Source organism: Chitinophaga pollutisoli (genome assembly GCF_038396755.1).
GTDB lineage: Bacteria > Bacteroidota > Bacteroidia > Chitinophagales > Chitinophagaceae > Chitinophaga > Chitinophaga pollutisoli.
The window spans coordinates 3,614,730-3,628,365 of sequence record NZ_CP149822.1 but is presented as its reverse complement, the minus strand read 5'-3'; the positions used below and the strand labels follow the sequence as shown (position 1 = coordinate 3,628,365).

At 53.9% G+C, this 13,636-nt stretch carries 10 protein-coding genes; 6 read left to right on the top strand and 4 right to left on the bottom strand.

Going from position 1 to position 13,636, the window contains the following annotated elements; genetic code table 11:
- Nucleotides 1-121: 121 nt before the first annotated feature.
- Nucleotides 122-1,501 carry an alkaline phosphatase D family protein gene (locus WJU16_RS15155; RefSeq protein WP_341834332.1) on the bottom strand — a complete coding sequence of 460 codons (1,380 nt, stop codon included), beginning with the start codon at nucleotides 1,499-1,501 and terminating at the stop codon, nucleotides 122-124.
- A gap of 43 nt (nucleotides 1,502-1,544) precedes the next feature.
- Here WJU16_RS15155 and WJU16_RS15150 point away from each other — a divergent pair, with 43 nt between their 5' ends.
- From WJU16_RS15150 to WJU16_RS15140, 3 genes are all read left to right on the top strand, one after another.
- On the top strand, nucleotides 1,545-2,303 hold the full coding sequence (locus WJU16_RS15150; protein WP_341834331.1) for an ATP-binding protein: 759 nt from the start codon (nucleotides 1,545-1,547) through the stop codon (nucleotides 2,301-2,303).
- 223 nt (nucleotides 2,304-2,526) lie between these two features.
- Nucleotides 2,527-2,904 (top strand): hypothetical protein, encoded by a 378-nt coding sequence (locus WJU16_RS15145; RefSeq protein WP_341834330.1) that lies wholly within the window; start codon nucleotides 2,527-2,529, stop codon nucleotides 2,902-2,904.
- Nucleotides 2,901-3,128, top strand: a complete 228-nt coding sequence (locus tag WJU16_RS15140; protein ID WP_341834329.1) for a hypothetical protein — start codon at nucleotides 2,901-2,903, stop codon at nucleotides 3,126-3,128. The genes WJU16_RS15145 and WJU16_RS15140 overlap by 4 nt, the downstream gene beginning before the upstream one ends.
- A 119-nt stretch (nucleotides 3,129-3,247) precedes the next feature.
- Here the strand turns inward: WJU16_RS15140 and WJU16_RS15135 are convergent, their stop codons facing one another.
- The gene (locus WJU16_RS15135; protein WP_341834328.1) at nucleotides 3,248-6,586 is read right to left on the bottom strand and encodes a vitamin B12-dependent ribonucleotide reductase; all 3,339 of its coding nucleotides are present in this window, start codon (nucleotides 6,584-6,586) and stop codon (nucleotides 3,248-3,250) included.
- Between the two features lie 273 nt (nucleotides 6,587-6,859).
- Here WJU16_RS15135 and WJU16_RS15130 point away from each other — a divergent pair, with 273 nt between their 5' ends.
- Entirely contained in the window at nucleotides 6,860-7,621 is a 762-nt protein-coding gene (locus tag WJU16_RS15130; protein WP_341834327.1) for a geranylgeranylglyceryl/heptaprenylglyceryl phosphate synthase, read from the top strand.
- Nucleotides 7,622-8,438: 817 nt separating this feature from the next.
- Here the strand turns inward: WJU16_RS15130 and WJU16_RS15125 are convergent.
- Nucleotides 8,439-9,167, bottom strand: coding sequence for a response regulator (locus WJU16_RS15125; protein ID WP_341834326.1), 729 nt, complete (start codon nucleotides 9,165-9,167; stop codon nucleotides 8,439-8,441).
- A 23-nt stretch (nucleotides 9,168-9,190) separates the two neighbouring features.
- On the bottom strand, nucleotides 9,191-10,225 hold the full coding sequence (locus WJU16_RS15120) for a sensor histidine kinase (RefSeq protein WP_298711309.1): 1,035 nt from the start codon (nucleotides 10,223-10,225) through the stop codon (nucleotides 9,191-9,193).
- A 316-nt stretch (nucleotides 10,226-10,541) separates the two neighbouring features.
- On the opposite strand from WJU16_RS15120, the gene dxs reads away from it, so the two are divergent.
- Complete coding sequence (gene dxs / locus WJU16_RS15115) at nucleotides 10,542-12,470, top strand: 1-deoxy-D-xylulose-5-phosphate synthase (protein ID WP_341834325.1); 1,929 nt, start codon at nucleotides 10,542-10,544, stop codon at nucleotides 12,468-12,470.
- Nucleotides 12,471-12,524: 54 nt separating this feature from the next.
- The gene (locus WJU16_RS15110; protein WP_341834324.1) at nucleotides 12,525-13,580 is read left to right on the top strand and encodes a ferredoxin--NADP reductase; all 1,056 of its coding nucleotides are present in this window, start codon (nucleotides 12,525-12,527) and stop codon (nucleotides 13,578-13,580) included.
- Nucleotides 13,581-13,636: the final 56 nt, after the last annotated feature.

Genomic DNA, 13,636 nt, shown 5'->3' with positions numbered 1-13,636 from the left:
ATAGAAGCCCTTTTGACGAATCCGCAGTTTTACGGTACCAACAGCGCTGGTCAGGTGACCAACTCCCGGGGCCTGTATGAAAAAGACGACCCGCCACTGGAAAAGTTGCAGCTACCCCCAATTATTTTTTCAGATCATTGGCCGACACTTCGAATTTCCCCAGCACTTTCCCCTTCCCGTTCACGAATTCCACCGCCATTTTGCGGTCCTCTTTCGGACCGAACACCTTGATTCTGCTGTAGTTCTGCGTCACCACCAATGTTCCCGGCACCCGGATGGGACTGTTTACCTCCTCGCCCGAAGGCGCCGCCTCTCCGGACGTCAGCGGGGAATTCGTAATGTCATACAGGGGATAATTGCCCGGCCGGTTGAACCGGATCACTTCGGAATGGTGCCTGTCGCCCGTTAAAAACACGATCCCCGGCACGTCCACCTCCTCCAGCCAGTTCATAAACGCATGATATTCAACAGGAAAATGATGAAAACTATCCCAACGGGAATAAATGTTCAGCGCCTGGCTCCCCGTGGCGATTACTTTGAAACGGGCGTTGCTCTGCAATAAAGCGTTGCGCAGCCACTCCATCTGCGCGTCGCCGTACATTTTCTTTTCCGGGTTGGGCTGGCCGCCCGTGCTGTCCGGCATCCGGGAGCCGCTGGAAAAATAACGGCCGTCGAGCAGGAAGAAATCTACATCACTGAAACTGAACTGGGTATATATTCCTTTACCATCCTGCCCGAAGGTGGGGTTGGGCCAGTAGTCCTTAAAAATTTCCCGGCTTTCATCGCGGAAAATATAGGCTTTGGAAGCATCGTTGGGGCCAAAGTCGTGGTCGTCCCAGATCGCATAATGCGGCATGGCCGATAGGAAAGGCTGCAGCACGGGCAGGGAGCGGTCGCGGTGGGCGCGGTACGCCAATCCCGGGGCGGAATGGTAATCCACTTCGCGGGTGTACCAGTTATCGCCCAGCCAGAGCATGAAATCAGCCTTTTCTTTGGCCATGGTGAGGAAGATGGAAGAATCCTTGCCGTAGGGCTTCCCCGGCCGGTCGAAGCCTTCTTCGTTGAAATAGGCGCAGGAGCCGGTGAGGAAAGTGAAGTCGGGCGCGGGCATACGGTACTGCCAGAGGGTTTGGGTCTGGAAGGCCGATTTCCGGACGGATTTGTCATCTACCAGTAGTTCATATGCATATGCTGTGCCCGGCGCGAGGTTGCGGAGCTGAATTTTAACGGGATTATAGGCTTTGCCGAGCGGTCCGGTCCAGCTTTGAGACAGGGCTTTGCCGGGTTCCTGCTGCGGCCAGTAGCGGACAGACACCTTTTTAACGGCGGCCGATACTTCCGCCCACACGATCACATCGCGGAGCGCTATGGATCCGGTCATGGGGCCGGCCACGAGGTTTTGCTGTTGTGCGGAGGCGAGGGTGCAGGAAAGGAGGATAGCCAGGGTAAGGCAGGGGATCAGGCGCATGAGGGTGCGGTTTAGGTATTCAAATATAGCCATCCCGCCCCGTTAATGCCCCGGAAATACAATAATTTTACGTGAAATGGAAGCATATATCAATTGGAGCGGGGGGAAAGACGCGTCTTTCGCCCTTTGGCAACTGCAACAGTCGGGCGGCGTGCGGGTCCGCGGGTTGTTCACGACGCTGAGCGAGGCGTACCGGCGGGTATCGATGCACGGAGTGCAGGAGGTTTTGCTGGACGAACAGGCGCGGCGCACCGGTTTGCCCCTGAAAAAGGCGTTTCTCCCCGAAAATGCGTCCATGGAAGATTACAACCGGATCATGAGCGAAGCTTTGGAAGGATACCAGCGGGAAGGCATCCGCCAGGCGGTGTTCGGGGATATTTTCCTGGAAGACTTACGGGCCTACCGGGAAGCACAGCTGGCGAAGGCGGGTATGGAAGGGGTTTTCCCGTTGTGGAAGCGCGACAGTACACAGCTGGCCCGGGATTTCATCGCGGCCGGTTTTAGGGCGGTGATCGTTTGCGTGAACGACCGTTTCCTGCCGGCGGAGTTTGCCGGGCGGGAGTTCGATGCCGCATTCCTGGCCGATCTTCCCGCGAATGTTGATCCTTGCGGGGAAAACGGCGAGTTCCATAGTTTCGTGTACGACGGCCCCATATTCAGTTCGCCAGTCCCTTTCCGCATGGGCGATACGGTGACGCGCACCTACGCTCCGGCGCGGAATGGCGATGATTGCTACAAAAAGGAAGATAATTGTTTCCAGGAAGAGGGCGATCAGGAGGAGAAACCCCTGGCCTGGGATACCCGCTTTCATTTCCGCGAGCTGCTCCCCGTATAATTTTCTTTTCCCGCACCGGCTGAAAAAACAAAAGCAATGGAAAAATCCATTGCTTTCGAGAGTCATTTACTGTGCAAGAAGATTCTCGCGGTGTAGGAATTTTTGGTTTTTCATAGGACAGTAACCATATAAAAAATTAATACTTTAACAAATATAAAATAAATACAATAACTACAAACGATTTACTTTTAATATTCATTTTCCTCAAAAAAGCGGGATAAAAATGAATATTTTGAAATTGAATGGCCGTTTTTTGAAGGAAATTCAACAAAAATTCAATCGCTGGGCAAAAACGTTTTTGCTTCCCGTCCCGGAATTGTTAATGAAAACTTCCCGCTTTCCTACATCCCCAAATTCAATGCATCGGGGAAATTCTCACATATATAACAGGAATGGCAGGATGTGGCGGTTAACTTTTCCAGCTGCAAAATTATCAAGTACAAGGCATTCATTCCCAGATGCCGCTGGTAAATGGATATGCCTTAACCGCGCTTTCTTGCGCGATGTTTCATTTGACTGCCGCAATAGTGCAGTAGAAAATCTTCTGAAAGCAAATGCCGTGAAAATAAATTCAATCGCGGGAAAAAAACTAACGCAATGAAATTCCCCACCGCGGAAAATCCATTTTCCGGTACGGAGAAACTTGAAAAAATGCAAAATAAGTTGGGAAATGCGGCATGCGTGAAAACCGCAGCCTTCAAGGGTTTGAAAAGAAAAAGGGCACTTAGAAAAGCGCCCTCAATTTGTTACTATCCTATGAAAACCCTATTTGTATACAAAGGTATATCGATGTTAACTTTATTTGAAATTTTCGAAGGTGAATAACAAATAATTAACAAAGTAACAAGATTATTTATCTCTATCAAACCCGCTCCCATGGCTGATTTCAGGATGCGATAAAATTTCAGCGGAGGACGGTTACTTGTTAAAAAGTCCTGAATACATCAGCTGCAACCCATGCTATTCCCGCAATTCAGGCATTTGTAGCATGTGCCGGAACGAACCGTTATATGCCCGCAGGTGTTGCATGCCGGTGCATCGCTTTGCATGCTGCGCATGTATTCCTGCGTTCCGCCTTCACTGCCCGCAGCCCCTACTGGCTGAGCTTTGGCCGCTTTAGGACCGGGTGCTTCCGATGATTTATTTCCCAAGATCCGCACGTTCGACAGCGCGGGTTTTGCAGCGGCCGCGGCGGCGGGCTCATCGTCCCAGTCGTCTTCTCCCGTATTCCCCGGTGCTTCCAGGATATGCACCAGGTCGGTTCTGCCCAGGTATTCATAACCCAGCACGCGGAATATGTAATCGATCAGTGAAGTGGCCGAGCGGATATTCGGGTGGTCCACCATACCGGCGGGCTCGAAACGTGTAAACACGAATTTGTCAACGAATTCCTCCAGCGGCACCCCGTACTGCAGCCCCACGCTCACGGCGATTGCGAAGCAGTTCATGAGGCTCCGCAATGTGGAGCCCTCTTTCGCCAGGTCAATAAAAATCTCGCCGAGCGTGCCGTCGTTGTATTCGCCCGTGCGCACGAAAATCGGCTGCCCGCCCACTTTCGCCTTCTGCGTAAACCCGCGGCGCTTGGCCGGCAACGTTTTGCGCTCCACAATCCGCGACAATGCCCTCTTTAGCGACGTATCGGTACTGGCGGTCATGCGCTTGTTCAATTCTTCCAGCAGCTCGTCGATGGTGAGCTGGTTCATATCAATAATCTGCGCGGTCTCAGCTGCGGGCGCTTCCGCCTCGGTAGATTTCTTCTTTTTATCGCTCTTATTGCTCAGCGGCTGGCTCAGTTTGGAACCGTCGCGGTAGAGCGCGCAGGCTTTCAGCCCCAGCTCCCAGCTCAGCTTGTAGGAATCCGCAATCTCTTCTACCACGGCCTCGTTGGGCAGGTTGATGGTTTTGGAGATAGCGCCGGAAATAAAGGGTTGCGCCGCCGCCATCATCCGGATGTGCCCGTGGGGATGGATGTAACGCTCACCTTTTTTACCGCACTTATTGGCGCAGTCGAACACAGGCAGGTGCGCATCTTTCAGGTAAGGCGCGCCTTCCACGGTCATCGTGCCGCACACGTAGTCGTTCGCCGCCTCAATCTGCTCGTCGGTAAAGCCCAGTTCGTGCAGCAGGCTGAATTCCATATTGAAATATTGCTCTGGCTTGAAACCCAGCCGTTGTAAACATTCCTCGCCCAACGTATACACATTGAAAACGAATGCAATGTCGAAAGAAGAGGCCACGGCCGTGTCCAGCTTCTTCAGCTCGTCGCCGATGAAACCCTTCTCGCTGAGCGACTGCGGATTGATGTAAGGCGCACCGCCGAAACTGCCCGTCCCTTTCGCGTAATCCACAATCGCCTTGATCTCATTGTCTTTATACCCGAGATGTTGCAGCGCAGAGGGGATGGATTGGTTGATGATTTTGAAATACCCGCCGCCGGAAAGTTTCTTGAACTTCACCAGCGCGAAATCAGGCTCCACACCCGTGGTATCGCAGTCCATCACCAAACCGATGGTACCGGTAGGGGCGATCACCGTTGCCTGCGCATTCCGGTAACCGTATTGCTCACCCAGCTTCACGGCGTCGTCCCAGGCTTTGGTAGCCGCCGTGAGCAGGTAATCCGGGCAATAGCGGGCATTGATGCCCTGCGGGCGGATCTCCAGTCCTTCGTAGGCCTCGATGGCGTCGTAAGCGGCCGCGCGGTGGTTGCGCATCACGCGGAGCATATCCTGTTTGTTTTCCGCGTATTTCGGGAAAGCGCCGAGGTGCCCGGCCATTTCGGCGGACGTTTTATAGGAAACGCCTGTCATGATCGCGGTGATGGCCCCCGCGATCCCGCGGGCTTCCTCGCTGTCGTACGCGATGCCGCTCACCATGAGCATGCTGCCCAGGTTGGCGTATCCAAGCCCAAGGGTGCGGTACTGGTAGCTCAGCTCCGCCACCTCGCGGGAAGGGAACTGCGCCATAAGCACGGACACTTCGAGCACTACGGTCCATAATCTTACCGTATACTCGAACCCTTCCACGTCGAACCGGCTGGTGCTTTCGTCGAAAAACCGGCGGAGGTTCACGGAAGCCAGGTTGCAGGCCGTGTTGTCGAGGAACATGTATTCGGAACAGGGGTTGGATGCGTTGATGCGGCCGCCTTTCGGACAGGTATGCCACTCGTTGATGGTAGTGTCGTATTGGGTGCCGGGGTCGGCGCAGCGCCAGGCCGCATAGGCGATCTGGTTCCACAAGTCACTGGCTTTCACCGATTTCATCACTTTCCCGGTGGTGCGGGCGGTCAGGTTCCATTCGCCGTCCGCTTCCAGGGCATGAAAGAAGGTATTGGGGATGCGGACGGAGTTGTTGGAGTTCTGGCCGGACACGGTCTTGTAGGCTTCGCCTTCGTAATCGGAAGCGTAACCGGCCTGGATGAGGGCGCCTACTTTCTTTTCTTCTTCCACTTTCCAGTTGATGAACTGGAGGATTTCGGGGTGGTCGAGGTCGAGGCAGACCATTTTGGCCGCCCGGCGCGTGGTGCCGCCGGATTTGATGGCGCCTGCGGCGCGGTCGCCGATTTTGAGGAAGCTCATCAGGCCGGAGGAGGAGCCGCCGCCGCCGAGCTTTTCATTTTCGCCGCGGATGCGGGAGAAGTTGGTACCCACACCGGAGCCGTATTTGAAGATACGGGCTTCGCGGACCCAGAGGTCCATGATCCCGCCGTCGTTCACCAGGTCGTCGTCCACGCTCAGGATGAAGCAGGCGTGAGGCTGCGGGCGTTCGTATGCGGAGGTGGATTTCTGGAGTTTTTCGGTTTTGGGGTCCACATAATAATGGCCCTGGGGCTTCCCTTTGATGCCGTAGCTTTCATAGAGGCCGGTATTGAACCACTGGGGGGAGTTGGGCACGCAGGCCTGGTTGAGCATGCAATAGGCCAGTTCCTCGTAAAATACCTGTGCGTCTTTGGCGGAGGCGAAATAATCGTATCGTTCTCCCCATGCGCGCCAGCAGTTGGCCATGCGGTGCACTACCTGGCGGACGGACGTTTCCCTGCCCAGGGAGCCATCGGGCTGGGGTACGCCGGCTTTCCGGAAGTATTTCTGGGCCAGAATATCGGTAGCGATCTGCGACCAACCCTTCGGCACTTCCACATTATTCATTTCAAAAACTACGTCTCCGCCAGGGTTGCGGATAACGGACGAACGAAGGTCATACCCGAACTGATCGAAAGGGCTCACGCCTTCCCGGGTGAAATGCCGCGAAAACGTCAGACCGCCGGTCTTCTTTACTTGATTTTTCATGCCCTAGAAAATTTTAACAGGATTAAACAAATCTGGTTTTTCGACTCTGTGTGTGGGATAACTAAGTTACCTTACAATGGATACACAAACGAGTTTTGTTTTGCACAGCTTGTGGAAAAGCCTCCATTAACAATAACGGCCGTATGGGTGTTGATAATATGAGTGGTTGGGGAGGGATTCAATTGCAAAATCAATACCATGCATATTTATTTGCCGCTGTCCTTATTACGAAAAATTGTATACATTTGCGACAACCGGAACAATGCATTATTAATGTACAGAAAAATATACAATTCCTTTATCGAGAGAAAGGCAAAGGGTACAAAATCATTCGCAGTTCTGATAGATCCGGACAAGGTAACGCCTGACGGGATTGCAGATCTGGCCGGCAAATGCACGGAATCGAAGGTGGATTATATCTTCCTGGGCGGTAGTCTTGTTATTACCGATCATTTGGATGATGTAGTGCAACAGATCAAGGCGAGTTGCGATATTCCGGTGATTCTGTTCCCGGGGAGCCCTTCCCAGGTTTCGCGTTACGCGGATGCCTTGCTTTACCTTTCCATGATTTCTGGCCGCAACCCGGAACTGCTCATCGGGCAGCATGTGGTTTCCGCCGCCGCTGTGAAGAAGAGCGGGCTGGAAGTAATTTCCACCGGCTATATGGTGATCGATGGCGGCGCCCCCACCACGGTGTCGTACATCAGCAACGCCACCCCCATCCCCGCAGATAAAGACGATATTGCCATGTGCACCGCGATGGCGGGAGACATGCTGGGCATGAAAGTGATTTATATGGACGCCGGCAGCGGCGCCCGCAAACCCATCACCGAAAGCATGATCCAGCGCGTATCCAGCCAGGTGGAAGTGCCGGTAATCGTTGGCGGAGGTATCCGTACCGCCGAAAAAGCATATTTGAATTGCAAAGCAGGCGCCGATATCATCGTGGTCGGAAACGCCATCGAAAAAGATGCTTCCCTGATCCGGGAAATCGCCGACGCCGTACACAGCGCCCCCGTAAACGCCGCCCGTTAAACCTTCCGGCTTATCAGGCCCCCCTTCACTTCAGCCACTAAAATTATCCCTCTATCAAATTTTTTATTGATCCCCGCAAGATTTGTATGAAAACTTGCGGAGGTTTAATATCTTGCACCCCGAAACCAACCAGACCATTAAACAGCGTAATTCAAAGGCCCTGAATTGAGGCGCTAGCAGACGTGAGTGTGAATTTTTTGTAATCGCCTGGCCAGCGGCTTTTCATCCGAACGGTTTGTAGATAGAACATATCACAAGCATATCCAGAGAATTTATTTACTACAGTACGCTTAACGTTAACTGTCCCGGTCGAGGTATGGGTTTCGCACGGGTATCCGCACGACTATGGTTTTTTCGGCCGTAAGGCCTTTTTTCATAAGCATAATTTAAATAACGGGCTGCTTTCTCCAAGGCAGCCCTTAATTATTCCCGGGCCGCCGGTCGCGTCTCCCTATCTCGCAAATCCCGTTCCGGAATCAACCTCTTCCTCATTTTTACAAAATAATACCAGACAATAGCCTACCCGTCCTATAAACAAGGCAACCGTATGTATATCCCATATATACTAAATACCTGCCAGGTCCCTACTGTATTGAGATTGCCCCTTCCTGATATACTGTTTATACGGAGTTACCCTACATTAACTATACTGTAAGCCCGGAATACCCCTTCCTTAAGTATGCAGTAATGTGGCCACAAACGGGATACACGTAATACAATTTTCACATTTTCTCACCCGTTAAGCGCCGTAACATCACAAAAAAGGGCGGCAGGAAAAAATTCCCCGCCGCCCGGCACTTCCAAATTTCATGCAGCCCTACAGGCTCATCATTTCCTTGAATTTCACCGCCTGCCTGCGGCTTACTTCGATCTTCTCCCCTCCGCGCATCTCCAGGAGCAGCCCCCCGTTGAAGTAAGTATCGATCCGCTCGATCATACGGAGGTTGACGATGTGCTTCCGGTTGGCACGGAAAAACACCCGCTCGTCGAGGCGCTCTTCAAGAGCATTCAGCGATTTTAGGATCAAAGGTTTATTGGTTTCGAAATAGACGCGGGCATAGTTACCCACGCTTTCGAACAGGCGGATTTCCTGCAGTTTGACGAACCAGCAGCGGTCGCCGTCTTTCACGAACACCTGGTCGCTTTCCCCGAGGATGTTGCGGATCCCGGTTGCGGCGGCGATGCGCTCCTTCTCGTCGGCCTGGTGGAGCTTATGGATAGCGTCTGCCAGCCGTTTCGGCTCGATGGGCTTGAGGAGGTAATCCAGCGCGTTGTACTCGAAAGCCTTGAGGGCGTATTCGTCGTACGCGGTGGTAAAAATCACCTGCGGCGTCCTTTCCAGTTCGGCCAATAGATCAAAGCCGGTCTTATCCGGCATCTGGATGTCGAGGAAGAGGAGATCGGGCCGGAGCGACTCGATCTTTTCCATCCCGTCTTTCGCATTCACCGCTTCACCCACCACCACGATCTCGGGATGGTCCGCCAGCAGCTTCTTGAGCTCGCTTCTGGCCAGTCGTTCGTCGTCTATGATCAAAGCTTTTTTCATACTGTCAAAATTGGTTGACGATTTTATAATAACGGCATGAGCACTTTGGCTTCCACCGTTGCGTGGTCGATGTTTTTAATGTCGAAAGATGCTCTTTTGCCGAAGAGTATCCCCAGCCGCTGGCGGGTGGATGCGAGGCCGAATCCGCCGCCGTTCTGCTGGTTTTCGATGAATTTACCGGTGTTGCGGATGGTGATCTCGTGGCACATGTCGTGGACATGCGATCCGATGAGGATCAGCCCGCCGTTCACTTCCCGGGAGATGCCATGCTTGATGGCGTTTTCCACGAGGGTTTGCAGCATCAGCGGGGGCACCGGGAGCTCAAGGGTCTCCGGGTCAATATCATACTGCACCTTCAACCGCTCCTCGAACCGGATATTTTCCAATGCAAGATAATCTTTTACAATGCTCAGTTCGTTTTCCAGGCTCACGGTTTCCGCCTTGTCGGCCTGCATGGAGTTCCGGAGAATATTGCTCAGCTCCGTGATAGCCGTCCGCGCGCGCCGCGGATTTTCGTCCACCAGGGCGCGGATGCTGTTCAACGCATTGAAAATGAAGTGCGGATTGAGTTGGCTCTTGATCGTCTTCAGTTCGAGCGTACGCACTGTGGCTTCCAGCTTCAGCTGCCCCAGTTGCGAATTCCGGCTTTCCTCCACGTAGTGCCAGAGGAAGTAAATCACCGCCCAGAGGGATATAAACACGGAATGCTGCAGGAACGTCTGCAACCAGTTGCTGCGGAAGGCCTCGTCCCAATGCCCCACATTCAACGCATACCAGATGCAGTTGAGGATGAAGGAATCGATCGTGGCGCAAACCGCAATCCCGAAAAAAAAGTAAATGGCTACGCTCTCGAACGGCTTCTCGATCCATTTGTATTTGACGATAACCGCACGGAAAGCATGTGTGATGAGAATCCCCAGCCCGGCCGTTGCCAGGAGGTAGGGGAACATCCACCAGTCCAGCTTAACGAAGAAAAATCCGTAGAAGAAGTACAGAAAGGAACACGCTCCCCACCCAAGTATCTGGCACCACCAATATTTTGACAAGCGTTTAAACATTCAGTAAAAGTTAGCAAAGTCCCGCGAGAAAACCTGCTTCATCCAAAAATACCAAGCCGTAACGCGCAGTGGAACGCAATTATTACCAATGGCCGTTAAAGCGGTTAAATGGGACCCTGCGGGAATACCCGTTATTTCAAACATGATAAATATTCATACTTAATGATGATTATCAATACATTACTCTTATGACACCCCGCTTACACGCTTGCCCTCTCCCACAAGGAAAAAGGGCCTTCCGGCGCAAATTTGCACCGGATTGGGCCAATTTATGCAGCAGAACATGTATTTTTGAGCATTAAACCCAAAAGGTGATATGGAAATTACGGCAGGTCAATTATTAAGCCAGATCGAATACCCTTCCGATCTGCGGAAACTGAGCAAGGAGCAGCTGCACCAGGTGTGCGACGAGTTGCGCCAGTTCATCATTGACGTTGTGAGCGTCCACGGCGGCCACTTCGGCGCCAGCCTTGGCGTGGTGGAACTGACCGTTGCCCTGCATTATGCTTACAATACGCCATACGACCAGCTCGTGTGGGACGTTGGCCACCAGGCTTACGGCCATAAGATCCTCACCGGCCGCAAAAGCGTTTTCCATACCAACCGCAAATACAAAGGGATCGCCGGGTTCCCGAACCGCGGAGAAAGCGAGTACGACACCTTCGGCGTGGGACACTCCTCCACTTCCATCGGCGCCGCCCTCGGCATGGCCATCGCTTCCGCCAATAAAGGAGAACACGACCGTCAGCACATCGCCGTGATCGGCGACGGCGCCATGACCGCCGGGATGGCCTTCGAAGCCCTCAACCATGCTGGCGTTTCCAACGCCAACGTGCTCATTATCCTTAACGACAACTGCATGTCCATCGATCCGAACGTGGGCGCGCTGAAAGAATACCTGACGGATATCACCACTTCCCATACCTACAACAAGCTCCGCGATGATGTATGGAACCTGCTCGGGAAGATGCCCATCGGCAAGAAATTTACCCGTGACATGGCCTCCAAGCTCGAAGCCAGCGTCAAAGGGATGGTGACCAAATCCAGCAACCTCTTCGAAAGCCTGAACCTCCGGTATTTCGGACCGATCGACGGGCACAACATCACCAAACTCGTAGATACCCTGCACGACCTGCGCAACATCCCCGGCCCCAAGCTGCTGCATGTGCGCACCGTGAAAGGCAAAGGATACGCGCTCGCTGAAAAAGACCAGACCAAGTGGCACGCACCCGGACTGTTCGACAAAATCACCGGCGAAATCTTCAAGAAAGCCATTGAAAAGCCGCAACCGCCCAAGTACCAGGACGTGTTCGGCCATACCATCATTGAACTGGCGGAACAGAACAACCGCATCATGGGCATCACGCCCGCGATGCCTTCCGGTTCGTCCCTGAAATGGATGATGGAGCAAATGCCCGGCCGCGCGATCGACGTAGGCATCTGCGAACAGCACGCCGTTACCCTGTCGGCTGGCCTGGCGACCCAGGGCATGAAGGTGTATTGCAACATTTACTCTTCATTTATGCAACGGGCGTACGACCAGGTGATCCACGACGTGGCCATCCAGAACCTGCCCGTGGTATTTTGTCTCGACCGCGCGGGGCTCGTCGGGGAAGACGGCGCCACGCACCACGGCGCGTACGATATTTCCTACATGCGCTGCATCCCGAACCTGATCGTGAGTGCGCCCATGAACGAAGAAGAGCTGCGCAACCTCATGTATACCGCGCAGCTGCCATCCACCACCAACCCCTTCGTGATCCGTTACCCACGTGGCGAAGGCGTGTTGCCCGACTGGAAGCGGCCCTTCTCCCAAATTAATATCGGCACCGGCAGAAAAATACAGGATGGCCGCGACGTCGCCATTCTTTCCCTCGGCCACCCCGGCAACTATGTTACCGAGGCCATGAAAGAACTGATGACCGACGGCCTCCAGCCCGCGCATTACGACATGCGCTTTGTAAAACCGCTCGACACCGAAATGCTGCATGAGATCTTCCAGCGCTTCGACCGTGTGATCACGGTGGAAGACGGTTCGCTGCAAGGCGGCTTCGGCAGTGCAGTGCTCGAATTCATGGCCGACCACGATTACAAGGCCGACGTGAAACGCCTCGGTATCCCCGACCGCCTCGTGGAGCATGGCAAACCCGCCGAGCTGCAACGCGAGTGCGGATACGATGCCGCCGCCATCGCTTCGGCCGTGCGCGCCATGCTCGAAAGCAAAATTACTGTTCAAACCAGCTGATAAAAGACGTTCCCGGCGCCCGGAGCCTCCCGGGCACCCGGCGCCGCATTCACCATGCGCGACCTCTACATATCACTACGCATTACGCAAATCACCCGAGAAACACCCGACGTGTGGACTTACCGGTTCGAAAGCGCCGACGGGAAAACCGTGAAGTACCAGGCCGGACAGTTTCTCACCTTCCTGATCGATCTCCACGGCACCGAATACCGGCGCTCTTATTCCCTTTGCACCACCCCGGGAATTGACGACCACCTGGCAGTTACCGTCAAACGCGTGGCCAATGGCGCCATTTCCAGGCATATTATCCGGCATTGGCAGGTGGGCGATATCGTTACTTCCCTGCTCCCCTCCGGCCGCTTCGTGCTCGACAGCGATCCGCAGACGCAGCGCGACATCGTTTTACTCGGTGCGGGCAGTGGCATCACGCCTTTGTTTTCGCTGTTGCAACAAGCCCTGTACGAAGACCTGGCTTCCCATGTTACGCTGATCTACAGCAACCGCAATGAGGAGAACGCCATATTCCGCAGCCGGATACAGGCGTTGGAAACATTATTTCCCGATCGGCTCACGGTGGTATGGATCTTCAGCGACCCGTTAGACGCCGCGCCGGGCATACGCCGGATGAACAACATCGTACTGGAAGCCATGGCCCCCAGGCACCTGCGGCACCACCGGGATAAAGCGCTCTTCTATATCTGCGGGCCGGTGGAATATATGCGCATGGCCCAATTCACGCTAACTTTCATGGGCTTCCGGCCCGAGCAGCTGCATAAAGAAAACTTCGTTGTGAACACCGACGCGAAGATCGCGCGGACCGCCGTGCCCGAGGATACCACCATCAAACGCGTTCACCTGCGCCACGAAGGGGGATTGCAAACGCTGGAAGTACCCGGCAACGAAACCATCCTTCACGCCGCGCTCCGCCTGCAGGTGGCGCTGCCATATAGCTGCAAAGGTGGCGTATGCGGATCCTGCATCGCTACGTGTACAGGCGGCAAGGTCTGGATGTCGGTGAACGAAGTGCTGACTGAAAAAGAACTTGCCAAAGGCATGGTGCTTACCTGTACCGGATACGCGCAAAGCGATGATGTTACCCTGGAGTGGTGACAAACAAGTTTGCGCGGCATCGCCGCTTACACTAGAATTGGCCGATAACGGCAAAA